The sequence below is a fragment of the Bradyrhizobium sp. TM233 genome (genome assembly GCF_036247965.1).
Lineage (GTDB): Bacteria > Pseudomonadota > Alphaproteobacteria > Rhizobiales > Xanthobacteraceae > Bradyrhizobium > Bradyrhizobium ottawaense.
Window position 1 is genome coordinate 607118 of sequence record NZ_BTIG01000007.1, and the last position, 25490, is coordinate 632607.

The following is a 25490-nucleotide window of genomic DNA, read 5'->3' on the forward strand; positions in this document are numbered from 1 at the left end:
CAGGCGCGGGAGGAATGACGAAGGACGAACGGTTCGTCATTCTCGCCTCCTCGCTCGGTACCGTCTTCGAGTGGTACGATTTCTACCTCTACGGTTCGCTGGCCGGCATCATCGGCGCGCAGTTCTTCTCGGCCTATCCGCCGGCAACCCGCGACATCTTCGCGCTGCTGGCGTTCGCCGCCGGCTTCCTGGTGCGTCCGTTCGGCGCGATCGTGTTCGGCCGCGTCGGCGACATCGTCGGCCGCAAATACACCTTCCTCGTCACCATCCTGATCATGGGTCTGTCGACGTTCATCGTCGGCCTGCTGCCGAACGCGGCGACCATCGGCATCGCGGCTCCGATCATCCTGATCGCGCTGCGCCTCGCCCAGGGCCTCGCCCTCGGAGGTGAGTATGGCGGCGCGGCGACCTACGTCGCCGAACATGCTCCGAACGGCAAGCGCGGCTACTACACCTCCTTCATTCAAACCACGGCGACGCTCGGCCTGTTCCTGTCGCTGCTGGTGATCCTGTTCACCCGTAGCGCCCTCGGCGAACCCGATTTCGCCGCCTGGGGCTGGCGCATCCCGTTCCTGGTCTCGGTGCTGCTGCTCGGCGTCTCGGTCTGGATCCGGCTCCGCCTCAATGAATCGCCGATCTTCCAGAAGATGAAGGACGAGGGCAAGGGCTCGAAGGCGCCGCTGACGGAAGCCTTCGGCAACTGGCAGAACGGCAAGCTCGTGCTGCTCGCGCTGCTCGGCGGCGTGATGGGCCAGGGCGTCGTCTGGTACACCGGCCAGTTCTACGCGCTGTTCTTCCTGCAATCGATTCTGAAGGTCGATGGCTACACCGCCAACCTGCTGATCGCCTGGTCGCTGCTGCTCGGCACCGGCTTCTTCATCGTGTTCGGCATGCTGTCGGACCGTATCGGCCGCAAGCCGATCATCCTCGGCGGCTGTCTGATCGCGGCGCTGACCTTCTTCCCGATCTTCAAGATGATCACCACCAATGCCAACCCGGCGCTGGAAAAGGCGATCGAATCGGTCAAGGTCGACGTGGTGGCGGATCCCGCGGGTTGCGGCGACCTGTTCAACCCGGTCGGCACCCGTGTCTTCACCGCACCTTGCGACACCGCACGCGCTTATCTGTCGCAGTCGTCGGTCAAGTACTCGACCACGCCGGGCGCAGCCGGCTCGGGCGTGAAGGTGGTGGTCAACGGCAAGGACGTCGCCTACGCCAACGCCAAGGACGGCAACCCGGCGGTTCTCGCCGCGGTGCAGGCGGCCGGTTATCCGAAGGGCGGCGACGCCGGAATCGTAAAGATGGCGCATCCGTTCGACATCTTCCGTCCGCAGGTGGCGGCGATCATCGGCCTGTTGTTCGTGCTCGTGGTCTACGTCACCATGGTGTACGGCCCGATCGCGGCGATGCTGGTCGAACTGTTCCCGACCCGCATCCGCTACACCTCGATGTCGCTGCCCTACCACATCGGTAACGGCTGGTTCGGCGGCCTGCTGCCGGCGACCGCCTTTGCCATCGTGGCCTCGACCGGCGACATCTATGCCGGCCTCTGGTACCCGATCATCTTCGCCTCGATTACCGTCGTGATCGGCTTCTTCTTCCTGCCCGAGACCAAGGACGTCGACATCAAGGCGACCTGATCGAAAGCACCGATCGACAACACGAACCGGCCGCGGTCTCCGCGGCCGGTTTTGTTTTATGGGCTTCTCGTTGCGACGCGTTTTCTTGACGCGAACCGGCGCCCACTTCGCTCGAATACGCTCTACTGATTGCTGCCGACGAATTGCAGCACCACCTCGCGCCGGTGCGGGCGCTTGCGGTGCTCGATCAAATAGATCGCCTGCCAGGTGCCGAGGGCAAGCCGGCCATTCAGGACCGGGACCTGAAGCGAGGCCCCGGTCAGCATCGTCTTGATATGTGCCGGCATGTCGTCCGGTCCTTCGGTGTCGTGGGTCCACCCGGCATCCTCCGGCGCGAGCCGGGACAGCGCCGTGGTGAGATCGACGAGCACGGACGGATCGGCGTTCTCCTGGATCGTCAGCGAGGCCGAGGTATGGCGGATGAACAGCGTCAGCGCACCGTCGCGCGCGTGAACCTCGGCGATGAATTTTGCAGCCTCGCTGGTCAGATCGGTAAAGCCACGCCCCTGCGTCTGCACGGTGAGCAGCGACGAAGAGATGGCGGTGGCCTGCACGGACGACGGTGACGAGCGCGTGATGGATTTGGCTGATGTCATGGAAGGTCTCTCAACTCGGGAAGCTGCCGTACGGTGGGCAAAGGCGCGTATGCGCCGTGCCCACGTCTTCTGTCATTGTCGTAGAGGCATGGTGGGCACGGCACTGATGCGCCTTTGCTCACCCTACGGCAGCTCAACGCATGGATGGCGCGAAGGGACCATCAAATCTTTCCCGACACGTCCTTCTGGACGCGGTGGGCCATGTCGATCAGCCGCCGCCAGGCCTTTTCCAGAAACGACATCACACGGTCGACGTCCTGGTCGCTCGGCAGCGGGATCTCGATTTTGCGCTCGCCCTCGGCGCCCTTGGGCTCCGCTTTCTTCAGCGGGTCGGATTTCGGCAGCGCCTCGTCGATCTTGCCCGACACCGTGGGCCCGGCCGCGAGCTGTCCCTTCAGACTCTCGACCTCGGCCTGGAGCCTGCCGATCTCGGCGTCGAGCGCGGTCCGTTCGTCGGGCACCGCATAGCAGGCCCAGCCGGCGCCGTTCTTGGTACAGGTCGATACCGTGCCGGTGCGCGTGTCGAGCCGCAGCACGCCCTCGGGGATCGGCGCCATGCTGTAGCGGCCGTTCTCGCTGTCGGGCGCGGATTGCGCGGCCTCGAGGTCGCCGCCGATCGCCATCGCGGCGGCGAACGCCGCCAGCGCAAGCCATGATGTTGTGGATGACGTCACTGGTCTCATCGCGCTCTCCGCCACGACGTGCAGGTGGCACTTTCGCAAATTCTACACCCCGGTGAGGCGATCCGCCGCCCAAAACACACACCGGCATCAACGATCACGGCGGCGTCTTCGATCCCGGCAGCGTGGCGAAAGGGCGGCCGCATCCGCCGATCATGAGGCCTGCTGCTGCGGTGCGGCGTCACGCTGTGTGCAGCGCTGCCGTGCTCGCCAATATCATCAAGTAAATCAGCTACATAACCGAAAGCGACGCAATCGTGACTTGGCTTGACTTGATTATGGGCCATCAGTATGGTCCGCGCGGCTTTTGAGGGTGGCGGGCGCAATTTCCATTCAGCCGCGGCGTTTCGGGTCTTCGTTGCATGACACAGGGCACGGGACACGGCGAGAATGGGGATCGCGATAGATCGTCCGAGGAAGCTGCGCTTTCCGAACGGCTCGGAAATCTTGATCAGCGGTTGTCCGAACTCCGGGACCGACGAATCAAGACCGAGCAACCCGCAGGTGACGGTGAAGACAGAGCGGCCAGAGCTTCGGCGATGGCGCTTGGTTTCCGGTTATCCTCCGAGTTGGTCGCCGGGGTCGTCGTCGGAGCGGGGATTGGCTGGGGTTTCGACCGCTTGCTGTCGACGTCGCCTTTCGGATTTATCGTGTTCCTGTTGCTGGGCTTCGTCGCTGGCGTGGTGAATGTGGTGAGAACGGCGGGTGCGGGTCAAAACAGGCGCGGTGGGTCTTAGCCGATCCGCACCAGCAGAGGAATGATCGTGCCGGCATCGCCGGTACGGGCCGGCCCGGCCGGCAGACCGAGACCCGCCGGCATTGCCCGGCAGACCAAGAGATGCCGCGCTGATGAAAATCGACCCGATCCACCAGTTCAACATCGAGCCTCTCTTCACCCTGGGCCATATCGGCAATCACACGATCGCCTTCACCAATTCGTCGCTCTACATGCTGGTGACAATCGCGATCATCTCGCTCCTGATGCTCGCCAGCGGAACGCAGCTGGTTCCCGGGCGCCTGCAGTCGGTCGCCGAGATCTCCTACGAATTCGTCGCCTCGACCATCCGTTCGACGGCCGGCGCGGAAGGCATGAAGTTCTTCCCGCTGATCTTCTCGCTGTTCATGTTCATCTGCGTCTCGAACCTGGTCGGCATCATCCCCTACACCTTCACGGTGTCGAGCCATCTGATCGTCACCGCGGCGCTGGCGCTTCTGGTCTTCTTCACCGTGCTGATCTACGGCGTCGCCAAGAACGGCCTGAAATTCTTCTCGATCTTCGTGCCCCACGGTGTCCCCGGCTACATCCTGCCGCTGGTGATGTTCATCGAGGTCCTGTCGTTCTTCCTGCGGCCGGTCTCCCACAGCGTCCGTCTGTTCGCCAACATGCTGGCCGGCCACATCGCGCTGAAGGTGTTCGCGGGCTTCGTCGCCATGCTCGGCTTCTCGCTCGGCGCGCTGGGCTGGGTCGGCGGCGTGCTGCCGCTGGCTCTCACGGTCGCGCTGTACGCGCTCGAGATTCTGGTCGCGTTCCTGCAGGCCTATGTGTTTGCGATCCTGACCTGCATCTACCTCAACGACGCCATTCATCCGGGACACTGAGCGGTCCGGGGAATTTCCACCCAAAACCCAATCTTTCTTCCAAGGAGTCTAAAATGGATCCGGCAGCAGCAAAACTTATCGGCGCGGGCATCGCATGCATCGGCATGGGCGGCGCAGGCGTCGGCGTCGGCGTGATCTTCGGCAACTACCTCGCCGCAGCCGTTCGCAACCCGTCGGCCGCTCAGGGCCAGTTCGGCAACCTGATCTTCGGCTTCGCCGTGACCGAAGCGCTCGGCATTTTCTCGCTGCTGATCGCGCTGCTGCTGCTGTTCGTTCCGCTCTGAGGACGAAGTTTCGCGCCGCTTCGACCGAAGCGGCGCGCATGACGGCAACAGGAGTAATCCATGGCTGAAAGTCATGGCGGGGCGAAAAGTCCGGCGGCGGGCGCCCACACCGGGGCCGAAGGCGGTCACGGTGGTGGTTTTCCGCCGTTCGAGAGCAGCACCTACGCTTCACAGCTGGTGTGGCTCGCGATCTTCTTCGTCGCGCTTTATGTGATCGTGTCCAAGCTTGCTCTGCCGCGTGTCGGCGGTGCGATCGAGGCCCGTCAGAACAAGATCGAGGGCGACCTCGCCGAAGCGCAGAAGCTGAAGGACCAGTCCGACGCGGCGCTGAAGGCCTATGAGAACGAGCTTGCTTCGGCACGCTCGCGCGCGCAGGCGATCGGCAACGAATCCCGCGACAAGGCGAATGCGCAGGCGGACGCCGAGCGCAAGACGCTGGAAGAGCAATTGGCGGCCAAGCTCGCCGGGGCGGAGAAGACCATCGCCTCGACCCGCGCAACCGCCATGAGCAACGTTCGCGGCATCGCAGCCGATGCGGCAGGCCAGATCGTGCAGCAGCTCACCGGCGTGGTTCCGGACGCGGCGTCGGTCAATGCCGCCGTTGATGCGTCCTTGAAGGGTTAGTCGATATGTTCTTCGATCCTGAAACCTGGGTCGCCATCGCTTTCGTGATCCTGATGGTCCTGTTCGGCTATCTCGGGGTCTTCAAGAAAGCGATGGTTGCGCTCGACCATCGCGCCGACCGCATCAAGGCCGAGCTCGACGACGCGACGCGTCTCAAGCAGGAAGCCGCCAAGGTGCTCGCCGACTACAAGGCGCGCACCGCCTCGGCCGAACGCGAGGCCGCCGACATCATCGCCAACGCCAGGAGCGAAGCCGAGCGCATCGCGGCTGAGGCCAAGGCGAAGATGGAAGACTTCGTCGCCCGCCGGACCAAGACCGCGGAGAGCAAGATCGCGCTCGCCGAAGCCCAGGCGCTCGCCGATGTCCGCGCCGCAGCCGCGGAAGCCGCCGTCCAAGCCGCCTCGACGATCCTGTCGCAGTCGGTCAAGGGCTCGGTTGCCGACGATCTGATCGCCAAGGGCATCACCGAGGTCCGGCAAAAGCTGAACTGAGCGTTCTGCCTTCACCAATCAAAAAGCCGGCGCAATGGGCGCCGGCTTTTTTTTCGACACCGCAATCCACGAATACGGTGTCATCACCCGCGAAAGCGGGTGATCCGATATTCCAGAGACAGCAATGAGATACGGAGAAGCCGCGGCGTACTGGATGCCCCGCCTGCGCGGGGCATGACAGCGTTCTTCGTGACGACTTACTTATCTACTTCTTCTTCCGTCCCTTCGGCTCGGGGGACAGCGCCTGCGGGTCGAAGCCGACATAGAAGACATAGGAATCGGCGGTCGCGGCGGAGGGCGTCGGATAAGCCAGATCCTCGACGATGAAGGTGAAGGGCACGCTGCCGCCTTCCGACATCTCGACCGTGGTCCGGTAGGCCTTCGAGGCGATCACTTTCTCGCCGACCCCACCCTGCACCACCGCGACGCGCAAGGGGACCTCGACGGTGGCGGGCGCGCCGGCCGGACCGGCGATCACGCGGCCCTGGATTCCGATCCGGGCCGTGATGCCGGCGCTGCTGCGGGCACATTCCCGCGCCATCTTGGTGATCGAGGCCTGGAAGCGGATCTCGTTGCCGACAGCCGGCTTGCCGGCAGCCCCAACCGCGTAGGTCGATGCGCCCGCGCGCACGGTGACCTGCGGGCAATCGACGTCGTCTTCCGCCGGCTGGCCAGGTGCGGGGGCTGGCTTGGGCGGGGCCGGCTCATCCGAATTGCCGCCGAACAGGCTCTTGAAGCGGTCGGTCAAGGACTGGGCGGCCACCGGCGAAACCGCCGCGAACGACATCGACAAGACAAGCGCGATCACCGGCATCCGCCGCAGCACATCCCGCGATGACCGAAGCTGCTTCACCATCAAAGCCCGTACTCCATGACAAAATCCCGGCCGGTCGCCGGCCGGGACATGCGGGTTATATCGCCAAAATCGGCGAACCCAAGGCAGCAAAAAGGGGGGACTTGACCAGGGGGGACCTGGCTGGGGGACGTGCAAGGGGCTCGGCGACATGAATCGAGCGGCTCAGCCGCGAAAATCCTCATGCAGCAGGCCGAACAGCAAATGGTCCTGCCAGACCCCGTTGATGCAGAGATAGCGGCGCGCCAGGCCCTCGCGGGAGAAACCGCACTTCTCCAGCACCCGGATCGACGGCGCATTGGTGGGGATGCAGGCAGCCTCCACCCGGTGCAGATTGAGCTCGCCGAACAGCGTCGGCAGCAGCACCCGCAGTGCAGCCGTCATGTAGCCGCGATGGGCGTGGGGTTGCCCGACCCAATAGCCGATGGTGCCAGCCTGCACGATGCCGCGCCTGACATTGGCCAGCGTGATGCCGCCGACCATGGCACCATCGAGCTCCCGGAAGATCAGAAAGGGATAGGAACGGTCCGCGGCAATGTCCTCGGAATAGCGGCGCAGGCGGCGGCGGAAGCCGGAGCGGGTGAGATCGTCAGATGGCCAGATCGGCTCCCAGGGCGTCAGGTAATCGCGGCTGGTTTCGCGCAAATGCGCCCATTGCAGGAAGTCCGACATTTGCGGCGCGCGCAGCAACAATCCGTTGCCGCGTGGCGCGAGGGCGGCGGGTCCACTGGACGGCAGGCGAAAGAGGGCCATGGTGATGCTTCCCGGGGCAGCTCAGCCCGCGCGCGGCTCCTAATGCAACCGCGCCTTGGCACGTGCCCGCGTCAATCCTTCCGCAAAAGACACCGCCGTGTCCAGACCCCTGCCACTGCCCAATGCGACAACGGCAGGCCGGCTCCGCGACAACAGCGCACGCGCCGCGTCCCGGGTCGATTCGACGCTGACGGCGTCGATCCGGCCCACCAGCTCCTCGACCGTCTGCGGCCGGCCATAGGCCAGCACGTGGCGTGCCAGCTGCTCGGCGCGCGATGAGCAGCTCTCCAGCGCCATCAGGAGGCCCGCCTTCATCTGCGCCTTGGCCCGCGCGATCTCGGCCTCGGTCAGCGTCTCCACCGAATCGTTCATGATGTCGACCACGACCTCCATCATCTCCGGCGCATCGGCCGGGTCGGTGCCGGTGTAGAGGCCGAAGAAGCCGGTGTCGGTATAGGGCGCGTGGAACGAGTAAATCGAGTAGCAGAGGCCGCGCTTCTCGCGGACCTCCTGGAACAGGCGCGACGACATTCCGCCGCCGAGGATGTTGGTGAAGACCTGGAGCGAGAACAGCGACAGATCGCTCTGCGGCACGCCTTCCAGCGCCAGCGTCAGATGCGCCTGCTCGAGCTCGCGATGCACCACCTTGGCGCCACCCTTGCCGAACTGAGCGGTTTGCGGCTTGGGGCCCGGCGTCCCCTCGAAACTCGCAAAGCGGTTCTCGACCTCGGCGACGACCTGCTTGTGATCGACCGCGCCGGCCGCGGCCACCACCATGTCGGGCCCGCGATAATGCGTCGAGAGGTAGCCGCGCAGCATGTCACGGTTGAAGGCGCGCAGCGTCTTGGCCGTGCCGAGCAGCGAGCGGCCCATCGGCTGATCGGGATAGCAGAGCTCGTTGAGATGCTCGAACACGACGTCATCGGGCGTATCCTGCGCGGCACCGATCTCCTGCACGATGACGTTCTTCTCGCGCTCCAGCTCGTCCGGCTCGAAGGCGGGATTGGCGAGGATGTCGGCGAGCACGTCGAGCGCGAGCGGGACGTCGGCCTTGAGCACCCGCGCATAATAGGACGTGGTCTCGGTCGAGGTGCCGGCATTGAGGTCGCCGCCGACCGCCTCGATCTCCTCGACGATCTCGCGCGAGGAGCGCTTCGTCGTGCCTTTGAATGCCATGTGCTCGAGCAGATGCGAGATGCCGTGCTCGTTCGGCTTCTCGTCGCGTCCGCCGACGCCGGCCCAGACGCCGAGCGCCGCGGTCTCGAGATGGGGCATCTTGTCGGTGACGACGGTCAGGCCGGAGGCAAGCTTGGAAATCTCGACGCTCATCCGGCAACTCCTTGCTTTGCGGCGCGGCTGACCGACAGCACGAACCGCTCGACCTCGGCCTGATCGTTCTTCATCACCTTCATGTGTTCGGATTTGGTCATCAATCCGTCGAGCCAGGCCGGCAGTTGCGGCCGCTGGCCGCAGGCCGCTTCGACAGCATCGGGGAATTTGGCCGGATGGGCAGTGGAGAGCACGATGCTCGGCACCCTCGTATCGGTGGTGTCACGGTCGGCGACGGCGAGCGCCACCGCCGTATGAGGATCGACCAGCTCGCCTGCCTCGCGCCAGCCGGCGCGGATCGCAGCCGCGGTCTCGGTCTCGTCGGCGCGCCCGGCGTCGAACTCCTCGCGGATTGCGGCCAGCGTCGCATCGGGCAGCACGAAACGTCCCGACTGCTTCAGCGAATCCATCAGACGGCGCACGCCTGCCGCATCGCGCTTGCCGGCTTCGAATAGCAGCCGTTCGAAATTGGACGAGATCTGGATGTCCATCGATGGCGACGCCGTCGCGTGCACCTCGCGCACCTCGTAGATCCCCGTCTTCAGCGTGCGCGCCAGGATGTCGTTGACGTTGGCCGCGATGCGCAGCGTCCGCACCGGCAGCCCCATCCGCTTGGCGACGTAGCCGGCAAAGATGTCGCCGAAATTCCCGGTCGGCACGACGAAATCCACCGCGCGCGCCGGCGCGCCAACGGCAACGGCGGAGGTGAAATAGTAGACGACCTGGGCGACGATGCGCGCCCAGTTGATGGAATTGACGCCGGAGAGCGAGGTCGCATCGCGGAAGCGATGGTTGTTGAACATCCCCTTCACGAGCGCCTGGCAGTCGTCGAAATTGCCCTCGATGGCGAGCGCATGGACATTGGCCGCGCCGGTCGACGTCATCATCCGCCGCTGCACCTCGGAGATGCGGCCGTGCGGGAACAGCACGATGAGATCCACGTTCTCGAGGCCGGCGAAGGCTTCGACCGCAGCGCCGCCGGTATCCCCCGACGTGGCGACCACGATGGTGGTGCGCTGGCCGCGCTTGGCGAGCACATGGTCCATCAGCCGCGAGATCAGCTGCATCGCCACGTCCTTGAAGGCGAGCGTCGGACCGTGGAACAGCTCCAGCACGAACTGGTGCGGCGACATCTGGCGCAGCGGCACCACTGCCGGATGACGGAAGGTCGCGTAGGCCTCGTTCGCCATGCGACCGAGTTCGGCATCCGAAATCTCGCCGCCGGCGAAGGGACGGATCACGTCGACCGCGACCTCCCAATAGGGGCGGCCGAAGAAGCCGGCGATGGTCTCGGCGGAGAGCTGCGGCCAAATCGTCGGCACGTACAGGCCGCCGTCGCGCGCAAGCCCGGTCAGCATCACGTCGCAGAAGCCGAGTTCGGGGGCCTCGCCCCGGGTCGAGATATAACGAGTCAAACTGCCCTCCAAAGGCCGACCGGGCCTGAGCCCGCTCGTTAAGCCTTTGATTTTACGAAATTACTTGTTAACAGCCAGAGGCTTTGGGCCACCATAAAGTGTTTTGCGGCATCAGGAAACCGCTTCCCGCCGGCACCCCTGCCCAGCAAAAAGGGCTGCGGCGGTACCGCAGCCCTCTCTTGGAAGGTCTGTCGTTGATATGTGCAGACCGATTTGCCTCTGGGGTCGCCGCCCCTGCTGAAACTTGTCCGCCAACCTTTCGTCGCCAGTCACGAAATCGTCAAGAGCGAAAACGACGAGTGCGGGAAGATGTTCCTATTTTTCCCGACATGCCCAAGCTTTTGCGAGCGCGTTCCAGCGAACCGGCGTCAAGGATTTCCATTTTATCCCGCCAATTGCGGGACTCCGGAACGAATGCCAGCTCGGCCCATTGTGTCCGCGGATGGGTGTCGGCGGTATCCATGCATTGCCCGGCTGCGCGCTGACACCCATCCGTTCCGCCGAACCGGCTGCATCCTTGAGTAGCCGGTTCGGTACTCCCAGGCCGTTAGTGCCCGGGCCGTTAGTGCCCCGGGCCGTTAGTGCCCCGGGCCGCGAGCGCCCCAGGCGGTCAATTCATCCCGATTTCCACGGCGATCCTGATCAGGTCGGAATGGTTCTTGGCCCCTAGCTTCTGCTTGAGCAGGGACGTGGTGTTGGCGACAGTCTTGTAGGAGATGCCGAGCGCCTCGGCGACTTCCACGATCTTGTCGCCGCGTCCGAGCAGGCGGAGAATTTCGAGCTCCCGCGGCGTCATCTGCGAGGCCGGGTTGGCCTTGATTGCCGCGCCGGAAAACGTCACGGCTTCCGCGAGTTGCGGTGAGATGAAATTGTCGCCCGCGACCACCTTGCGCACCGCTTTCAGCAGGATCCTGGGATCATCGCCCTTGGAGACATAGCCCTGCGCCCCAAGCTCGACCGCCCGCACCACGAAGGCCGGATCGTCGTTCATGCTGAACATGATGATCTTGGCGTCGGGATCGTCCTTGCGGATGCGTCGCATCAGCTCGAAGCCGGAGACATCGGGCAGGCTGATGTCGATCACGGTGACGTCGGGCCGCTTGCTGACATAGGCGCGATGGCCGGATTTGGCGTCGGTCGCCTCGTCGATACGGATCGAATGGTCCGAAGCGAACAGGGTGCGGCAACCGGACAGCACCACGGGATGGTCGTCGACAATCAGGACCCTGGTCGCCGGCTTGGCGGTATCTTGCATCGCGCACTCTCTTGTTTTTCGACTCATAGACCGACGGGAACAAATGGAAAGAGTAAATCCCGCCGATGCGCGTTAGAATTGACCTAATGTGGCAACGGCTCTCGTTCAGAACGCAACTGTTTCTTCCGCTCGGCGCAAGCTTTCTCGCGGCGCTGATCCTGGGCGGCGTGCTGCTCCAGATCTTCGCGACCGGTCAGCTCGCCGACGAGAACGAGCCCGCCCGACGTTCGACCCGGACGATCGCCGCCGCACTCAACAACACTTTGCGCGCGTCGGACGACCCGGGGAAGACGCTCGACGCCTTTGTCCAATCCTTGACCACCTCCTCGGACATCCAATTCCGTTCCGCGGAAGGCACGCCTGCGATATCGCCAAAGGACCGCTTGCACAACCTGCAAGGAGTTCCGCAGTGGTTTGTCAATCTGCTTATGGTCCCGGACATGGACGCTGCGGCCCCGGTGCTGATCGATGGCAGACGCATCGGCGATATCGTGTTCCTGCCGGACCTGTCGGCCGACCTGTTCGAGAAGTGGATCGGCTTCCTGGCGCTGACCAGCCTCGTCGCCGTGCTGACCGTGCTCACCGGAATCATCGCCTACGTCTTCGCGGGATCGGCACTGCGTCCCCTGCAGCATCTCGGCGAAGGTCTCACACGGATGCGGCGCGGCGACTACGCAAAGCCGATTCCGGTCGGAGGGCCGCCGGAAATCCGGCAGAGCTGTGAGGAAGCAAATGCGCTGGCTGCAACGCTGGCGCAATTGAGTCAGGACAATCGCGATCTGATGCACCGCCTGGTGTCGCTCCAGGACGACGAGCGGCGCGACCTCGCCCGCGAATTGCACGACGAGCTCGGACCGCTGCTGTTCAGCATCCGCGCTGGCACGATCGCGCTGATCGACGCCTCGCCGCAGGTGGGAAATCTCGGCAAATCTGCCCAGGACGTGCTGCAATCGGTCGAGGCGCTCCAGCAGACCAACCGCCGTATCCTCGACCGGCTGCGGCCGCTCTACATCGAGGAGCTGGGCCTTTCGACCTGCGTGCAGACGCTGCTCCAGAACTTTCGCAAGCAGGCACCGCATATCGTCCTGACGGACACGATTGATCCGGGTCTCAACGGCATCGCCGGGCCGCGGGCCCAGACCGTCTATCGCTTGATCCAGGAGGCGCTGACCAACGTGCTACGCCACGCCAAGGCCAGCAACGCCCATGTCCAGGCGAGCGTCATCGATAAGGCGCTCGTCATCGAGATCTCCGACGACGGCGGCGGCTTTCCCGAGGGCAATGTGTTCGGCCGCGGCCTGACCGGCATGCATGAGCGCGTGCGCGCGCTCAGCGGATCGCTGTCACTGTTGCGCGTGGATGAGCGAACCCATGTCCGCTGCCGCCTGCCGGCCGAAATGGCACGCGAGGCGCCGGTCAACCGCTAAAGCATGACCCGGAAAAGTGCGCAGCGGTTTTCCGAAAAGATCATGCTTCAGCACGCGCAGCCATTATGCGCGTTCTGTCGCGCCGGCTCGCACAGCGTGCTGTGGATCTTGCCCTCCGGGCTGAAGCGAAACGAGGCGTGGATGCGCAGCGCGCCGGCCACGGAATATTCGAGAGCGACTCCTTGAGGCACCGGGCGGATCTCCTCCAGCCCGAACCCGGCCAGCGAGAAGGTGCTGAGCCGCGGCTGCCAATAGGCTTCGAGCTCGCTCCGGCCGCGGTAGAGTTGCGTGCCGTTACAGGTGCATTCGACCTGGGCGTCGTCCGCATAGAGGTCGAGCAGCGTCATGAGGTCGCCCTTCCGGCAGGCATCCACCCAGTCGACGACAATTCCCATCTGATCGAAATCGCTCACGCCGCAATCCTGTCTGCCGCGAAAATTTGCGCTGCGGCTTAGAACCACACTCGTGAATGTGCGCTGAATGGTAAACCCCGGGCGATACCGGGTTCCCGTGCGGAAACCGGCCGGCTCAGCTCTGCCGCCGGCCTCTTGCCCACACCGCGAAGGCGATCAGCACGGCACCTGCAAGCAGGAACCAGGTGACGGCATATTGCAGGTGATCGTCCTTCAGATGGACGTCGAGCGGCCCGGGGCGCGGAATGCCGTTCTCGGGCGCCGGCTGCTCGAGGTCGACATAGAACGGCGCCACCGCGCCCCAGCCGAGCGCACTGGCGATGGCCGAATGATCGCGCACGAACCAGAGCCGCTTGTCGCGGTTCTCCGCCGGCGTCAGCCAGCCGGGCGGCTCGGGAAAGCGCAGATAACCGGTGAGCGCGACCGGCTGCCCGGTGACGAGCTTCTTCACCGCGCGATCCTCGACGCTGCGGTCCTGCATGGTATTCTCGACGAAGCCCGCATCGATCACGACGGTCTCGCCGCTGGAAAGCCGCGCCGGCAGGAACGCCCAGGTGCCGGGGCCGGAGGCGTCCTTGCGCACCGCCGAGCCGGAGGAATAGACCATCGCGTCCGGCAGGGCTGCGTAGGTCGCGGTGAAGCTGACGCGGCGGAATTCATCGCGCGCGGGATTGAGCGCAGCCCATTGCGAAGGCGGCGGCAGCGCGATGGGCGCGTCTGCGAGGCGCTCGGTGAGCGCCGCGACCAGCGCGTGCTTGGCGGTCCGGCGCTGCAATTGCCAGGTACCGAGCGCGATGAAGACGGCCATCAGGAACAGCGTGAACAGCGCGAAGCCGGCCACGCGGGGCTTGCGCGCAGGCTGGTTCATTTCGCGCGATCGATCAACCGGCCCGGCGCTGCCTTGTGGTGGAATTGCAGCGCGATCAGCAGCGACTTCATCGCACGCAGCGGCAATAGCGTGGTGGCCAGGATCAGCGGCAACCACAGTGCCGCATGCAGCCAGTACGGCGGCTGGTATTTGACCTCGACGATGAGCGCGGCCGCAACGACGATGCCACCGGCCAGCATGATGATGAAGATCGCGGGCCCGTCGCCGGTATCGATGAAGGCGTAGTCGAGACCGCAGCGGTCGCAGGCGGGCGCGAGGTTGAGGAAGCCTGCATAGAGCTTGCCCTGGCCGCAGCGCGGGCATCTGCAGGCTAGCCCGCGCAGTGCGCTCTGCAGGACGGTGGTCTCGGGCTCGGTCTTGCCGGCGGTGTCGTTCATGATGACGGACTCTATCACACTTTCTGCCGAAACTTCCGGCGGCCCAAAAGCGAAAGGGCGGCCCCGCGGCCGCCCTTCCTGATCTCCTCGTCGCGGCTCAGTGCGCTCCGTGGGCCATGGTCTCGGCGCCGTGTCCCCAGACGTAGATGCAGAGGAACAGGAACAGCCAAACCACGTCGACGAAGTGCCAGTACCAGGCGGCGAACTCGAAGCCGAGATGCTGCTTCGGCGTGAAGTGGCCCGCGTAAGCGCGGAACAGGCACACCAGCAGGAAGATGGTGCCGACCAGCACGTGGAAGCCGTGGAAGCCGGTCGCCATGAAGAAGGTCGCACCATAGACGTTGCCGCCGAACGAGAACGCTGCGTGGCTGTACTCATAGGCCTGCACGCAGGTGAAGAGCGCGCCCAGCACGACGGTGAGGATCAGGCCGTATTTCAGGCCCTGGCGGTCGTTCTCCAGCAGCGCATGGTGCGCCCAGGTCACGGTGGTGCCTGACGTGAGCAGGATCAGCGTGTTCAGGAGCGGCAGGTGCCAGGGATCGAAGGTCTCGATGCCATGCGGCGGCCAGGTGCCGGGGACGGCACAGGCGCCGGCCGCAGTACCGAGGCCGCAACCGAACACCGCATCGCGGGTGGCGTGGACCGCGTCGGCGGGAAACAGCGCCGCGTTGAAATAGGCCCAGAACCAGGCGACAAAGAACATCACCTCGGAGGCGATGAACAGGATCATGCCGTAGCGGTGATGCAGCTGCACGACGCGGGTGTGGTCACCCTTGTACTGGGCTTCCTTGATCACGTCGCCCCACCAGCTCGCCATGGTGTAGAGCACGCCGACGGTGCCGACGCCGAACACGATCGGCGCGGCCGCGAACATGTGATGCATCCAGGTGATCGCGCCGACAGCCATGATGAAGGCCGAGAGCGAACCGATGGCCGGCCAGGGCGAGGGATCGACCAGGTGATAGTCGTGTTGCTTGGTGTGCGCCGTAGCCATTTCGGTCTCTCTCCTCAATCCCGTGCCTGTCAGGCACTTATCCCCTTGTTCCCAACCGCCTGAGCGTGAGCCCGGCGATCAAAGATTTCCCTTGCGCTTGCCGTCCTCGCTGGACGCGAGCGGCTTCACCACGGGATCCTTCACCGGATAGAAGGTGTAGGACAGCGTGATGGTGTTCAGCCCGTCGTTCTCGTGATCGTCGGCGATCGAGGGATCGACGTAGAACACCACCGGCATCTCGCGCTTCTCGCCGGGCGCCATGGTCTGCTCGGTGAAGCAGAAGCAGTTGATCTTCTGGAAATAGGAGCCGACCGTCAGCGGCGCGACATTGTAGGCGGCCTGCGCGGAAGTGGTGCGCGCGGCCTGGTTGGTCACGGTGTAGAAGACGGTCGTGACCTGGCCGATATTGACCTCGATCTCGCTCTGCTCCGGCTCGAACTTCCAGGGCAGGCCCGGGGCGACGTTGGAATCGAAGCGCACCGAGATTTTCCGCGCGATCGGGCCGGTGGCCGGCGCGGAGGTCGCGACCTGGGTCGTGCCGTTGAAGCCGGTGGCACGGCAGAACCAGTTGTAGAACGGCACCGCCGCATAGGAGGCACCGACCATCAGCGCGACCACGCCGCCGCAGATGGAAGCAACCACCACATCGCGGCCCAGCCCGCGGCCCTTGGCCGGCTTACGCTCGGCCGGCTTGGCGCTGACATCCTGCGATATGGTGGGCTCGTGATCCATGTTTCCTACATCGGCCGCACGAGGACTGCCGGTCCCTTGACCATGGTGACGGCGAAGAACAGCACCACGAGCACGCCGAGCGCGAGCGCGATCGCAATCGAACGCTGACGACGGCTCTTCTTCTGCGCCTCGGTGAGGACGATTCCATCTGGCTCGGGTTTGTCGACCATTCCTGCGATCATGCGCCCCCTACCAGCGGAGCAAGCGCCCGGAACACGACCTCGGCCAGCAGGGTCGCGAACAGCACGAACAGATAAAGGATCGAGAAGGCGAACAGCTTGCGGGTCGCGCGCAGCGACGCAGCTCGCTCGCGGCGCATATAGACGTTGATCGCGAGCACCAGCATGCCGGCGCCGAGGATCAGCGAGACGATGCCGTAGACGGCGTCGAAATAGCCGAGCGCCCAGGGCGCGGCGGCGACCGCGATCAGCACGATGGTGTAGAGCAGGATCTGGAGCCGCGTCGCGTCGGGACCGGCGACATTGGGCAGCATCGGAATGCCGGCGCGCGCGTAATCGTCGGAGCGGAACAGCGCCAGCGCCCAGAAGTGCGGCGGCGTCCAGAAGAAAATGATGGCGAACAGCAGCAGCGGCTCGACGTCGACCGTGCCCGTGACCGCGGCCCAGGCCACCACCGGCGGCAGCGCGCCGGCGGCGCCGCCGATCACGATGTTCTGCGCGGTCCAGCGCTTCAGGCCCATCGTGTAGATCACGACGTAGAAGAAGATGGTGAAGGCGAGCAGCGCGCCCGCGATCCAGTTGACGAGGATGCCGAGCGTCATCACCGAGAAGAAGGACAGCGTCAGACCGAACGCCATGGCCTCAGGGCGGGTGATGCGGCCGCGCGGAATCGGCCGGTTCGCCGTGCGCGACATCTTGGAGTCGATATCGCCTTCCAGCGCCATGTTGAGCGCGCCGGAGGCGCCGGCGCCGACGGCGATGCAGAGCAGCGAGGTGATCGCCAGCACCCAGTGGAAATGCCCGGGCGCCATCGCCATCCCGACCAGCGCGGTGAAGATCACCAGCGACATCACCCGCGGCTTCAAGAGCGCGATGTAGTCGCCCACCTCGGCTTCGGAGATGCGGGGATTGATGTCGATGGCGTTGTGGTCGAGGACGGACACTTAATTCAACTCGCTTCGTTATAGAGCCGCGGCGCCCGTCACGGGCGCCGCGGGAGATCGATCACTGCACGCGGGGCAGCACTTCGAACTGGTGGAAGGGCGGCGGCGAGGGCAAGGTCCACTCCAGCGTGGTCGCGCCTGCACCCCACGGATTGTCCCCGGCCGGCACCTTCTTCATGAAGGCGTCGAGCACGCAGTAGAGGAAGATCAGCACGCCGAAGCCGGAGATGTAGGAGCCGACCGACGAGACCAGGTTCCAGCCCGCGAACGCGTCGGGATAGTCGACGTAGCGGCGCGGCATGCCCGACAGGCCGAGGAAGTGCTGCGGGAAGAACACCAGATTGACGCCGATGAAGGTGACCCAGAAGTGCGCCTTCGCGAGCGTCTCGTTGTACATGTAGCCCGACATCTTCGGGAACCAGTAGTACCAGCCGGCGAAGATCGCGAACACCGCGCCGAGCGACAGCACATAGTGGAAGTGGGCGACGACGTAATAGGTCTCCTGCAGCACGCGATCGACGCCCGCGTTCGCCAGCACGACGCCGGTGACGCCGCCGACCGTGAACAGGAAGATGAAGCCCACCGCCCAGATCATGGGGGCGCGGAATTCGATCGAGCCGCCCCACATGGTGGCGATCCAGGAGAAGATCTTCACGCCGGTCGGAACCGCGATCACCATCGTCGCAGCGACGAAATAGGCCTGCGTCGCGCTGGACATGCCGACCGTGTACATGTGGTGCGCCCACACCACGAAGCCGATGCCGCCGATCGCGACCATGGCGTAGGCCATGCCGAGATAGCCGAACACGGGCTTGCGCGAGAAGGTGGAGATGATCTGGCTGACCATGCCGAAGCCGGGCAGGATCAGGATGTAGACCTCGGGGTGACCGAAGAACCAGAACAGATGCTGGAACAGCACGGGGTCGCCGCCGCCGTCAGGCGCGAAGAACGTCGTGTGGAAGTTGCGGTCGGTGAGCAGCATGGTGATCGCACCGGCAAGCACCGGCAGCGACAGCAGGAGCAGGAACACCGTCACCAGGATCGACCACACGAACAGCGGCATCTTGTGCAGGGTCATGCCCGGCGCGCGCATGTTGAAGATCGTGGTGATGAAGTTGATGGCGCCGAGGATCGACGAGGCACCCGCCAGATGCAGCGACAGGATCGCGAAGTCGACGGCCGGGCCCGGATGGCCGGAGGCCGACAGCGGCACGTACATGGTCCAGCCGGCGCCGACGCCGTTGGCACCCGGCTCGCCCTCGACGAAGGTCGACATCAGGAGCAGGCCGAACGAGGCCGGCAGCAGCCAGAACGAGATGTTGTTCATGCGCGGGAACGCCATGTCGGGCGCGCCGATCATCAGCGGCACGAACCAGTTGCCGAAGCCGCCGATCATCGCGGGCATGACCATGAAGAAGATCATGATCAGGCCGTGAGAGGTCACGAACACGTTATAGGTGTGCGTCTCGTGGAAGATCTGCACGCCCGGATACATCAGCTCGGCACGGATCGCGATCGACATCGCGGCGCCGATGACGCCGGCGATGACCGCGAAGATCAGGTACATCGTGCCGATGTCCTTGTGGTTGGTCGAATAGACGTAGCGCCGCCATCCGGTCGGATGGGCATGCTCGTCATGTCCGTGGTCTTGGGCGTGATCGCCGTGTGCCGCTGCGCTCGTTGCCATTTTCAAATCCTGCCTTGCGTCCCAATCGGACCTCCAGGAGGTCCCGCCCTTATGTCGCTTTCAGTCCCTTAGAGCCGTCACCCGACGCTTACTGCGTCGGGCCGGCCGCGGAGGCGTAGGTGCTGGTGCCGCCGCTCGCAAATTTCTTCTTTGCCGTCTCGACCCAGGAGGCGAACTCCTGGTCATTCACGACGCGAATCGCGATCGGCATGAAGGCGTGGTCCTTGCCGCAGAGCTCCGAGCACTGGCCGTAGAACATGCCGGTCTTGGTCGCCTTGAACCAGGTCTCGTTCAGCCGGCCCGGAATGGCGTCGATCTTGACGCCGAAAGCCGGCAGCGCGAAGGCGTGGATGACGTCGGCGCCAGTGACCTGGACACGAATCACCTTGTTGACGGGCACCACCATCTCGTTGTCGACGCCAAGCAGTCGGGGCTGCTTGTCCTGCGCCATCAGCGAATCGAACTCGAACTTGCCGTTATCGGGATAGGCATAGGACCAGTACCACTGCTTGCCGGTCGCCTTGATGGTGATATCCGCCTTCGGCACGTCGAGCTCGAGGAACAGAAGCCGGAACGACGGCACCGAGATGCCGACCAGGATCAGCACCGGAACCAGCGTCCAGGCCACCTCGATCAGCGTGTTGTGGGTGGTCCGCGACGGCACCGGATTGGCCCGCGCGTTGAACTTGATGACCACGACCACGAGCAGCGCCAGGACGAACAGCGTGATCAGCGTGATCAGCACGAACAGGAAGTTGTGGAACCAGATGATGTTGTCCATCACCGGGGAGCCCGACTCCTGAAGCGTCCATTCCCAGGGCTTCGGCTGCCCGAGCTCGGCAAATGCCGCACCGCCCGTCGCCAGCGTCAGACCCGCCACGGCCAATCCCAGCAAGTGCCGGCCCACCGGGCCCATCGACATCCTCATGCCGTTCGCGCTCCCCTTACGAAATCACCCCAAGTGCGCTCCCCTGTGTCCAGGAAACGCTTATTCGATCCGCCCGCCTGACAAACCGCCGCGCAAGAATACCTCTAAGAGGAATTCGGGCCAGATCGCTAGAACGCCGAAATCAAGCCTCTCAAACCATAATTTTTGATCTATCGCAATGCAGTCTTGAGCCCCGTCTGCCAGCGATCACCCGCAAGATATTTCCTAGTAACATCAGACAAAAATACCGTTTGCCGGGATGCTGCCGCTTGACAGCGGAATTGCCCGCGGTAGGCACTGGCAGATGGCCGCGCAGGAACCTGATTCGTGCGGGCGGCGGCGGTGCGAGGCGGCGTGGAATTTGCTTGGGAATCGCCTTCAAGACGCCGTCATTCCCGTATCAGTCCGCCAGATTAGTCCACCAAGCGCGAGCGACCCAGGCGAGCAGAGGGACCGACCCGATGGGGCTTTCGAAATCGATGGCAAGGCTGGCGAGACGGCAGATGACCCGCCTCCCGGCGCTGGCCAGCCTGCTGGCTGCGCTCGTCCTTCTGGCGCTCCCAGGCTTGGCCCATGCGCAGGGCGCGGTGCGCTCCGTGCATGGCGACTGGCAGATTCGCTGCGACACGCCGCCGGGCGCCCAGACCGAGCAATGCGCCCTGATCCAGAGCGTGGTCGCCGAAGACCGCTCCAACGCCGGCCTGACCGTGATCGTGCTGAAGACCGCCGACCAGAAGAGCCGCCTGATGCGCGTGGTCGCGCCGCTCGGGGTCCTGCTGCCCTCCGGTCTCGGCCTCAAGCTCGACAACCAGGACGTCGGCCGCGCCGGCTTCGTCCGCTGCCTGCCCAATGGCTGCGTCGCCGAGGTCGTCATGGACGACAAATTGCTCGGCCAGCTCCGCACCGCCAAGACCGCGACCTTCATCATCTTCGAGACCCCGGAAGAAGGCATCGGCTTTCCGCTCAGCCTGAACGGGCTCGGCGAAGGCTACGACAAGCTGCCGTAGGGCCTACCGGCCTAGTAAATCTCAAGGCACGCGGCACTGTCATCGCTCTCAAAGGACTGAATTGTCGGTGCGTGTCGGCGGAGCAGGTCAGCGATCGTCGCGGTCGTTTGATTGCCAGCCCGGAGCCAGATCACCTTTGGCGGAGAACCCAGCAGACCAGCCAGCTCGGCTGAGTCACGATCGCGAAGCCATTAGCCTTCGCGAATTCCCAGAGCGCACGGTCGGCCACTTCGGAGAGCTCATGAGACCGGACGTGACTGGAATCCGGAAAAAGATCAGCGATCATCGCACATAGCTTGAAGCTGAGACTCTGATCGAACAGCAGCCTCATATCGGCGCGGTCACCAATCGCCTCTCGCGGTCGGCGGCATAGGCCAGGCAGGCGCGGATATCGTCCTCGGTCAACTCAGGGAAATCATCGAGGATTTGGGCGTGGGTCTGACCGGCAGCCAGCCAGCCGAGCACATCCGCCACGGCAATCCGCATGTGGCGGATGCAGGGTCGCCCTCCACGCTTTCCCGGGTCAATGGAGATGATGTCTCGGTAATTCATGGACGTAGCATATCATCGATCTGCATCCGATGCAGTACCAGGGTCAGGGCTCCCTGCACCCCCGCCAATCCTATCGTTTCCGTAATGTGACGCCCCGCCCCCTCGCGGAACCGGTCCGAAACCATTATCTTGCCCCACATCTTCCGATAATGGACGGACGCATGACAAACCCTGCCACGACCTCCCTGCTCGACCGCGCCAATCTCGACCGCGACCAGGTTCGCCACGAGGTCGCGCGCGGGCTTTCCGGTGCCGACGACGGTGAGCTGTTCCTGGAGTACAGCCAGACCGAAGCGCTGATGTTCGACAATGGGCGGCTGAAGCAGGCGACCTACGACACCTCGCAAGGTTTTGGCTTACGCGCGGTCAAGGATGATGCGGTCGGCTACGCCCACTCCTCCGACGTCTCGCTGCCGGCGCTGATTCGTGCCGCCGATGCGGTCGCGGCCGTGCGCGGCGGCTATTCCGGCAGTTTCGCCGCGCCGCCGGCGCATACCAATGTGCGGCTCTATGGCGACGACAACCCGCTCGATGCCCCGGGCTTCGAGACAAAAGTAAAACTGCTCGCCGAGATCGATGCTTATCTGCGCGACAAGGATCCGCGGGTACGGCAGGTCAGCGTCAGCCTCGGCGCGACCTGGCAGGTCGTCGAGATCCTGCGGCCCGACGGCGAGAGCTATCGCGACATCCGTCCGCTGGTGCGCGTGAACGTTTCCGTGGTTGCCGGCCAGGGCGACCGCCAGGAGAGCGGCAGCAAGGGTTATGGCGGCCGCGCCGGCTATGCCGAATTCATCGAGAGCAAGAACTGGCGCGATGCCGCCGATGGCGCGTTGCGCGAGGCCCTGGTCAATCTGGAATCGATTCCCGCCCCCGCCGGCGAGATGGACGTCGTGCTCGGGGCCGGCTGGCCCGGCGTGATGCTGCATGAAGCGGTCGGCCATGGCCTCGAAGGCGACTTCAACCGCAAGAAGACGTCGGCATTTGCCGGCCTGATGGGCCAGCAGGTCGCGGCCAAGGGCGTCACCGTGGTCGACGACGGCACCATGGCCTCGCGCCGCGGCTCGCTGTCGATCGACGACGAGGGCACGCCGACCAATCGCACCGTGCTGATCGAGGACGGCGTCCTGGTCGGCTACATGCAGGACCGCCAGAACGCGCGGCTGATGAACATGAAGCCGACCGGCAACGGCCGCCGCCAGGGCTATGCCCATGTGCCGATGCCGCGCATGACCAACACCTACATGCTCGCGGGCGACCGCGATCCGGCCGAGATCCTGGCGTCGGTGAAGAACGGCGTCTTTGCTGCGAATTTTGGCGGCGGCCAAGTCGACATCACCTCGGGCAAGTACGTGTTCCAGTGCACCGAGGCCTACAAGATCGAGAACGGCAAGCTGGGCGCGCCGCTGAAGGGCGCCATGCTGATCGGCAACGGGCCGACCGATTTGCATCGCATCCGCATGATCGGCAACGACCTTGCGCTCGATACCGGCATCGGCACCTGCGGCAAGAACGGACAGGGCGTGCCTGTCGGCGTCGGCCAGCCGTCGCTGCTGATGGAGCGCATCACAGTGGGTGGAACCGGCGCATGAGCGTGGAAGAAAAGATCACCGTCACCCCCAAGCGGAAGAGCAGCGGCTGGGGCGGGCAGATCGTTCAGCTCGCCGGCATCGTCGCCGCCGTCTTCATCGCCAAGGGCGCGCTTGCCGAGCCGTTCTACGTGCCGTCGGGCTCGATGGAGCCGACGCTGCTGATCGGCGATGCGCTGCTCGCCTCGAAATTCCCCTACGGCTACGGCACCTCGTCGCTGCCGATCCAGATCAATTTGCCCGAGAGCGGCCGCGTCTTCGCGGAAACGCCGAAGCAGGGTGACGTCGTCGTGTTCCGCTGGCCCGGCGATCGCTCGCAGGCCTGGGTCAAGCGCGTCGTGGGATTGCCGGGCGATCGCATCCAGATGCGGCAAGGCCAGCTCTTCATCAACGACCGCCCTGCCGAGCTCAAGCCGGACGGCGTCGGCGCTGCCGAAGACGACAATGGCGGCAGCGAGCAGGCGTATCGCTATGTCGAGACGCTGCCGAACGGCGTCTCGCATTTGATCTTTAAGATGCGCGACAACGGCCCGCTCGACAACACGCAGGAAGTCACGGTGCCATCAGGCCATCTCTTCGTGCTCGGCGACAACCGCGACAATTCCGCCGACAGCCGCGTGCCGCTGCGGTCCGGCGGCGTCGGCCTGCTGCCGATCGACAATCTGATCGGCCGTGCCGATGCGGTGGTCGGCTCCTGGGATCTCGGCATGCGCAGCCAGCCGGTGTACACTTGGCTCTCCGGCTTCCGGCTCGGCCGGTTCTTCACCGCCGTGCACTGAGCCGCCTCATCGCGCGATGAACCGTGACGAATTCCTCGCGCTCGCGCTGAGAAATCCCGTCAACGTCACGATCATCGACGCGCTGGCGCAGCTCGATCTGCTGGATGCATGGCTGGTCTCGGGATGCCTGGTGCAGACCGTATGGAACGTGCTCACCGGCCGCCCCGTCGATCACGGCATCGCCGACCACGATGCGTTCTATTTCGATCCTGATACCTCGTGGGAGGCGGAGGATGCGGTGATCCGCGCCCTGGATGAGCGGCTCGCGCATCTCGGCGCCAAGGTCGAGATCCGCAACCAGGCCCGTGTGCATTTGTGGTACCCGGCCAAGCACGGCCTGCCCTATCCGCCGCTGAGAAGCTCGAGGGAAGGCATCGACCGCTTCCTCACGCAGAACACGCAGGTCGGGGTCAGGCGCACAGGCGGTGGCTACGAGGTCTACGCGCCGCACGGGTTTGACGATGTCGCAGGGCTGATTGCGCGGCCGAATCCGGGCCCGAATTTTTCCGCGACGAATTACGAAGCGAAGGCCGCACGCTGGAAGGCGCTGTGGCCAGAGCTCACGGTGATCGCGGCGGAGTGAGATTTCGTAGGGTGGGCAAAGCGGAGCGTGCCCACGCGCCTGTCGCCGCATCTCAGAGATCGTAGCACGGCGCAAGGGCGCCTTTGCCCAGCCTACGGCACCTGCGTCCGGGGCACGAGCACCAACGCTACCGCACCACGCCCGACGTGAATCCCGCCTTCCTTCGCGGTGGCTTGATTTCCTTTTTCAGGAAGCAACGCGCCTCGCGCCCGGTGTAGCCGGGGCGGGCATAGGTGAAGGCGCGGCATTTGTTGTCGGCGGTGCAGGCGGCCTTGCAGGCCTCTTCGCCCTCGCCGTCCTTGAGCTCGAAATTGCGCAGATCGCCACCGGGGCGGTCGATCGAGGTCTCCACGCCCTCGACCCGCGGCTCGATCACGCCGGCGCCGCGCACGCCCGAGATGCAGCAACTTCCAGGCACCCGCGCCGGCACGGTGTTCTTCAGCCAGCACACCGCCGCACCGCCTTCGACGTCGGGATAGCTGAAGCTCCACGAGCGGCAGCGGCGGTCGCGCTCGCACAGCAGCGCGCAATCCTCAGGATCGCCTGACGCAACCGGCGTGCTGAAATAGTCGCCGCCGGGCCGGTCGAACGCAGTCTGGGCGCGCGCCGGCACACTCGCGCATGCGAGCGAAAGCAGCGCGGCGCATGCCACGACTTTTGCCAAGACCTTTGCCATGACGGCGCCGGACAGGCGGCCCTTCCCCATCGGAACAGCTTTCGAGTTATTGACGACGCTCGGGTTTTTTCAGCCGGTCATTTGATCGCCGCAAACCTGTATGGGCGATGAACGGCTGAATCCCCGACCGGGGGCTGACCGGCTTAAAGCGCGATGCGATGAGGATGAATCGTCATCGCGCTTTAGGTTGTTGTTTAAGCATGATCTTTTCGGAAAAC

Annotated in this window: 29 protein-coding genes and 1 pseudogene; 11 read left to right on the forward strand and 19 right to left on the reverse strand. The window is 64.7% G+C overall.

All coding sequences use genetic code 11. From position 1 onward, the window contains the following. Positions 1-14: 14 nt before the first annotated feature. A complete protein-coding gene (locus AABA86_RS17415) occupies positions 15-1640 on the forward strand; it encodes an MFS transporter (protein ID WP_212247312.1) in 1626 nt (541 codons plus the stop codon). 122 nt (positions 1641-1762) lie between these two features. Here the strand turns inward: AABA86_RS17415 and AABA86_RS17420 are convergent, their stop codons facing one another. After that, positions 1763-2236, reverse strand: coding sequence for a secondary thiamine-phosphate synthase enzyme YjbQ (locus tag AABA86_RS17420; protein WP_212247314.1), 474 nt, complete (start codon positions 2234-2236; stop codon positions 1763-1765). A gap of 161 nt (positions 2237-2397) precedes the next feature. Continuing rightward, positions 2398-2919, reverse strand: a complete 522-nt coding sequence (locus AABA86_RS17425) for a hypothetical protein (RefSeq protein WP_212247316.1) — start codon at positions 2917-2919, stop codon at positions 2398-2400. A 359-nt stretch (positions 2920-3278) separates the two neighbouring features. Here AABA86_RS17425 and AABA86_RS17430 point away from each other — a divergent pair, with 359 nt between their 5' ends. The 5 genes from AABA86_RS17430 to AABA86_RS17450 all read left to right on the forward strand — a co-directional run bounded on the left by AABA86_RS17430 (position 3279) and on the right by AABA86_RS17450 (position 5914). Next, entirely contained in the window at positions 3279-3653 is a 375-nt protein-coding gene (locus AABA86_RS17430) for an AtpZ/AtpI family protein (RefSeq protein WP_212247318.1), read from the forward strand. A gap of 112 nt (positions 3654-3765) precedes the next feature. Continuing rightward, positions 3766-4515 carry a F0F1 ATP synthase subunit A gene (locus AABA86_RS17435; RefSeq protein WP_094973330.1) on the forward strand — a complete coding sequence of 250 codons (750 nt, stop codon included), beginning with the start codon at positions 3766-3768 and terminating at the stop codon, positions 4513-4515. A 53-nt stretch (positions 4516-4568) separates the two neighbouring features. Further along, positions 4569-4799, forward strand: coding sequence for a F0F1 ATP synthase subunit C (locus tag AABA86_RS17440; protein ID WP_007599451.1), 231 nt, complete (start codon positions 4569-4571; stop codon positions 4797-4799). Positions 4800-4859: 60 nt separating this feature from the next. After that, positions 4860-5423, forward strand: a complete 564-nt coding sequence (locus AABA86_RS17445) for a F0F1 ATP synthase subunit B (protein WP_338307656.1) — start codon at positions 4860-4862, stop codon at positions 5421-5423. Between the two features lie 5 nt (positions 5424-5428). Next, a complete protein-coding gene (locus AABA86_RS17450; protein ID WP_338307657.1) occupies positions 5429-5914 on the forward strand; it encodes a F0F1 ATP synthase subunit B family protein in 486 nt (161 codons plus the stop codon). Positions 5915-6119: 205 nt separating this feature from the next. Here the strand turns inward: AABA86_RS17450 and AABA86_RS17455 are convergent, their stop codons facing one another. The 5 genes from AABA86_RS17455 to AABA86_RS17475 all read right to left on the reverse strand — a co-directional run bounded on the left by AABA86_RS17455 (position 6120) and on the right by AABA86_RS17475 (position 11519). After that, complete coding sequence (locus AABA86_RS17455) at positions 6120-6770, reverse strand: hypothetical protein (protein WP_338307658.1); 651 nt, start codon at positions 6768-6770, stop codon at positions 6120-6122. A gap of 162 nt (positions 6771-6932) precedes the next feature. After that, positions 6933-7520, reverse strand: a complete 588-nt coding sequence (locus AABA86_RS17460) for a GNAT family N-acetyltransferase (protein ID WP_018316343.1) — start codon at positions 7518-7520, stop codon at positions 6933-6935. Positions 7521-7559: 39 nt separating this feature from the next. Continuing rightward, positions 7560-8849, reverse strand: coding sequence for a M16 family metallopeptidase (locus AABA86_RS17465; protein ID WP_212247324.1), 1290 nt, complete (start codon positions 8847-8849; stop codon positions 7560-7562). Next, positions 8846-10264, reverse strand: a complete 1419-nt coding sequence (thrC, locus tag AABA86_RS17470; protein ID WP_212247325.1) for a threonine synthase — start codon at positions 10262-10264, stop codon at positions 8846-8848. The genes AABA86_RS17465 and thrC overlap by 4 nt, the downstream gene beginning before the upstream one ends. A gap of 610 nt (positions 10265-10874) precedes the next feature. Next, positions 10875-11519 (reverse strand): response regulator transcription factor, encoded by a 645-nt coding sequence (locus AABA86_RS17475; protein ID WP_008541266.1) that lies wholly within the window; start codon positions 11517-11519, stop codon positions 10875-10877. 86 nt (positions 11520-11605) lie between these two features. Between AABA86_RS17475 and AABA86_RS17480 the strand changes: the two genes are divergently transcribed. Beyond that, on the forward strand, positions 11606-12946 hold the full coding sequence (locus AABA86_RS17480; RefSeq protein WP_338307659.1) for a histidine kinase: 1341 nt from the start codon (positions 11606-11608) through the stop codon (positions 12944-12946). 47 nt (positions 12947-12993) lie between these two features. Here AABA86_RS17480 and AABA86_RS17485 read toward each other — a convergent pair whose 3' ends face one another. From AABA86_RS17485 to coxB, 9 genes are all read right to left on the reverse strand, one after another. Beyond that, positions 12994-13359 carry a nuclear transport factor 2 family protein gene (locus AABA86_RS17485; RefSeq protein WP_212247327.1) on the reverse strand — a complete coding sequence of 122 codons (366 nt, stop codon included), beginning with the start codon at positions 13357-13359 and terminating at the stop codon, positions 12994-12996. 115 nt (positions 13360-13474) lie between these two features. Beyond that, the gene (locus AABA86_RS17490) at positions 13475-14227 is read right to left on the reverse strand and encodes an SURF1 family protein (protein ID WP_338307660.1); all 753 of its coding nucleotides are present in this window, start codon (positions 14225-14227) and stop codon (positions 13475-13477) included. Further along, the gene (locus tag AABA86_RS17495) at positions 14224-14625 is read right to left on the reverse strand and encodes a DUF983 domain-containing protein (protein WP_338307661.1); all 402 of its coding nucleotides are present in this window, start codon (positions 14623-14625) and stop codon (positions 14224-14226) included. Before AABA86_RS17495 ends, AABA86_RS17490 begins: the two co-directional genes overlap by 4 nt. A 97-nt stretch (positions 14626-14722) precedes the next feature. Then, positions 14723-15619 (reverse strand): cytochrome c oxidase subunit 3, encoded by an 897-nt coding sequence (locus tag AABA86_RS17500; RefSeq protein ID WP_212247330.1) that lies wholly within the window; start codon positions 15617-15619, stop codon positions 14723-14725. 78 nt (positions 15620-15697) lie between these two features. Then, a complete protein-coding gene (locus AABA86_RS17505; protein WP_212247332.1) occupies positions 15698-16351 on the reverse strand; it encodes a cytochrome c oxidase assembly protein in 654 nt (217 codons plus the stop codon). 5 nt (positions 16352-16356) lie between these two features. After that, on the reverse strand, positions 16357-16533 hold the full coding sequence (locus AABA86_RS17510) for a hypothetical protein (protein WP_018316353.1): 177 nt from the start codon (positions 16531-16533) through the stop codon (positions 16357-16359). Continuing rightward, positions 16530-17474 (reverse strand): heme o synthase, encoded by a 945-nt coding sequence (locus AABA86_RS17515; RefSeq protein WP_212247334.1) that lies wholly within the window; start codon positions 17472-17474, stop codon positions 16530-16532. The genes AABA86_RS17510 and AABA86_RS17515 overlap by 4 nt, the downstream gene beginning before the upstream one ends. Positions 17475-17535: 61 nt before the next feature. Continuing rightward, positions 17536-19161, reverse strand: a complete 1626-nt coding sequence (gene ctaD, locus AABA86_RS17520) for a cytochrome c oxidase subunit I (protein WP_338307662.1) — start codon at positions 19159-19161, stop codon at positions 17536-17538. Between the two features lie 88 nt (positions 19162-19249). Further along, positions 19250-20089, reverse strand: a complete 840-nt coding sequence (coxB, locus tag AABA86_RS17525) for a cytochrome c oxidase subunit II (RefSeq protein WP_028139835.1) — start codon at positions 20087-20089, stop codon at positions 19250-19252. Between the two features lie 461 nt (positions 20090-20550). Here coxB and AABA86_RS17530 point away from each other — a divergent pair, with 461 nt between their 5' ends. After that, positions 20551-21096: an invasion associated locus B family protein gene (locus AABA86_RS17530; protein ID WP_212247340.1), complete on the forward strand. Its 546-nt coding sequence runs from the start codon at positions 20551-20553 to the stop codon at positions 21094-21096. An 11-nt stretch (positions 21097-21107) separates the two neighbouring features. Here the strand turns inward: AABA86_RS17530 and AABA86_RS17535 are convergent. Further along, positions 21108-21427: pseudogene (locus AABA86_RS17535) on the reverse strand (DUF5615 family PIN-like protein). Further along, positions 21424-21648 (reverse strand): DUF433 domain-containing protein, encoded by a 225-nt coding sequence (locus tag AABA86_RS17540; protein ID WP_212247346.1) that lies wholly within the window; start codon positions 21646-21648, stop codon positions 21424-21426. The pseudogene AABA86_RS17535 and the gene AABA86_RS17540 overlap by 4 nt, the downstream one beginning before the upstream one ends. Positions 21649-21809: 161 nt before the next feature. On the opposite strand from AABA86_RS17540, the gene tldD reads away from it, so the two are divergent. The 3 genes from tldD to AABA86_RS17555 are packed head-to-tail and all read left to right on the forward strand — an operon-like array spanning position 21810 to position 24596. Next, positions 21810-23237 (forward strand): metalloprotease TldD, encoded by a 1428-nt coding sequence (tldD, locus tag AABA86_RS17545; RefSeq protein WP_104465032.1) that lies wholly within the window; start codon positions 21810-21812, stop codon positions 23235-23237. Then, positions 23234-24013, forward strand: coding sequence for a signal peptidase I (gene lepB / locus AABA86_RS17550; protein WP_212247357.1), 780 nt, complete (start codon positions 23234-23236; stop codon positions 24011-24013). Before tldD ends, lepB begins: the two co-directional genes overlap by 4 nt. 16 nt (positions 24014-24029) lie before the next feature. Further along, a complete protein-coding gene (locus AABA86_RS17555; RefSeq protein ID WP_212247359.1) occupies positions 24030-24596 on the forward strand; it encodes a nucleotidyltransferase family protein in 567 nt (188 codons plus the stop codon). A 127-nt stretch (positions 24597-24723) separates the two neighbouring features. Here the strand turns inward: AABA86_RS17555 and AABA86_RS17560 are convergent, their stop codons facing one another. Beyond that, the gene (locus tag AABA86_RS17560; protein WP_038971874.1) at positions 24724-25302 is read right to left on the reverse strand and encodes a PAN domain-containing protein; all 579 of its coding nucleotides are present in this window, start codon (positions 25300-25302) and stop codon (positions 24724-24726) included. Between the last annotated feature and the right edge of the window lie 188 nt (positions 25303-25490).

What these genes read in the sequence shown, in the direction of transcription:
- AABA86_RS17475 (WP_008541266.1), bottom strand. Translation starts at nt 11,519, where the DNA reads ATGCAAGATACCGCCAAGCCGGCGACCAGGGTCCTGATTGTCGACGAC.
- AABA86_RS17560 (WP_038971874.1), bottom strand. Translation starts at nt 25,302, where the DNA reads ATGGGGAAGGGCCGCCTGTCCGGCGCCGTCATGGCAAAGGTCTTGGCA.
- AABA86_RS17510 (WP_018316353.1), bottom strand. Translation starts at nt 16,533, where the DNA reads ATGATCGCAGGAATGGTCGACAAACCCGAGCCAGATGGAATCGTCCTC.
- AABA86_RS17450 (WP_338307657.1), top strand. Translation starts at nt 5,429, where the DNA reads ATGTTCTTCGATCCTGAAACCTGGGTCGCCATCGCTTTCGTGATCCTG.
- AABA86_RS17430 (WP_212247318.1), top strand. Translation starts at nt 3,279, where the DNA reads ATGACACAGGGCACGGGACACGGCGAGAATGGGGATCGCGATAGATCG.
- lepB (WP_212247357.1), top strand. Translation starts at nt 23,234, where the DNA reads ATGAGCGTGGAAGAAAAGATCACCGTCACCCCCAAGCGGAAGAGCAGC.
- coxB (WP_028139835.1), bottom strand. Translation starts at nt 20,089, where the DNA reads ATGAGGATGTCGATGGGCCCGGTGGGCCGGCACTTGCTGGGATTGGCC.
- AABA86_RS17415 (WP_212247312.1), top strand. Translation starts at nt 15, where the DNA reads ATGACGAAGGACGAACGGTTCGTCATTCTCGCCTCCTCGCTCGGTACC.
- AABA86_RS17505 (WP_212247332.1), bottom strand. Translation starts at nt 16,351, where the DNA reads ATGGATCACGAGCCCACCATATCGCAGGATGTCAGCGCCAAGCCGGCC.
- AABA86_RS17500 (WP_212247330.1), bottom strand. Translation starts at nt 15,619, where the DNA reads ATGGCTACGGCGCACACCAAGCAACACGACTATCACCTGGTCGATCCC.
- AABA86_RS17445 (WP_338307656.1), top strand. Translation starts at nt 4,860, where the DNA reads ATGGCTGAAAGTCATGGCGGGGCGAAAAGTCCGGCGGCGGGCGCCCAC.
- AABA86_RS17420 (WP_212247314.1), bottom strand. Translation starts at nt 2,236, where the DNA reads ATGACATCAGCCAAATCCATCACGCGCTCGTCACCGTCGTCCGTGCAG.
- tldD (WP_104465032.1), top strand. Translation starts at nt 21,810, where the DNA reads ATGACAAACCCTGCCACGACCTCCCTGCTCGACCGCGCCAATCTCGAC.
- AABA86_RS17480 (WP_338307659.1), top strand. Translation starts at nt 11,606, where the DNA reads ATGTGGCAACGGCTCTCGTTCAGAACGCAACTGTTTCTTCCGCTCGGC.
- AABA86_RS17530 (WP_212247340.1), top strand. Translation starts at nt 20,551, where the DNA reads ATGGGGCTTTCGAAATCGATGGCAAGGCTGGCGAGACGGCAGATGACC.
- AABA86_RS17555 (WP_212247359.1), top strand. Translation starts at nt 24,030, where the DNA reads ATGAACCGTGACGAATTCCTCGCGCTCGCGCTGAGAAATCCCGTCAAC.
- AABA86_RS17460 (WP_018316343.1), bottom strand. Translation starts at nt 7,520, where the DNA reads ATGGCCCTCTTTCGCCTGCCGTCCAGTGGACCCGCCGCCCTCGCGCCA.
- AABA86_RS17435 (WP_094973330.1), top strand. Translation starts at nt 3,766, where the DNA reads ATGAAAATCGACCCGATCCACCAGTTCAACATCGAGCCTCTCTTCACC.
- AABA86_RS17490 (WP_338307660.1), bottom strand. Translation starts at nt 14,227, where the DNA reads ATGAACCAGCCTGCGCGCAAGCCCCGCGTGGCCGGCTTCGCGCTGTTC.
- AABA86_RS17455 (WP_338307658.1), bottom strand. Translation starts at nt 6,770, where the DNA reads ATGGTGAAGCAGCTTCGGTCATCGCGGGATGTGCTGCGGCGGATGCCG.
- AABA86_RS17540 (WP_212247346.1), bottom strand. Translation starts at nt 21,648, where the DNA reads ATGAATTACCGAGACATCATCTCCATTGACCCGGGAAAGCGTGGAGGG.
- AABA86_RS17495 (WP_338307661.1), bottom strand. Translation starts at nt 14,625, where the DNA reads ATGAACGACACCGCCGGCAAGACCGAGCCCGAGACCACCGTCCTGCAG.
- AABA86_RS17425 (WP_212247316.1), bottom strand. Translation starts at nt 2,919, where the DNA reads ATGAGACCAGTGACGTCATCCACAACATCATGGCTTGCGCTGGCGGCG.
- AABA86_RS17440 (WP_007599451.1), top strand. Translation starts at nt 4,569, where the DNA reads ATGGATCCGGCAGCAGCAAAACTTATCGGCGCGGGCATCGCATGCATC.
- AABA86_RS17465 (WP_212247324.1), bottom strand. Translation starts at nt 8,849, where the DNA reads ATGAGCGTCGAGATTTCCAAGCTTGCCTCCGGCCTGACCGTCGTCACC.
- ctaD (WP_338307662.1), bottom strand. Translation starts at nt 19,161, where the DNA reads ATGGCAACGAGCGCAGCGGCACACGGCGATCACGCCCAAGACCACGGA.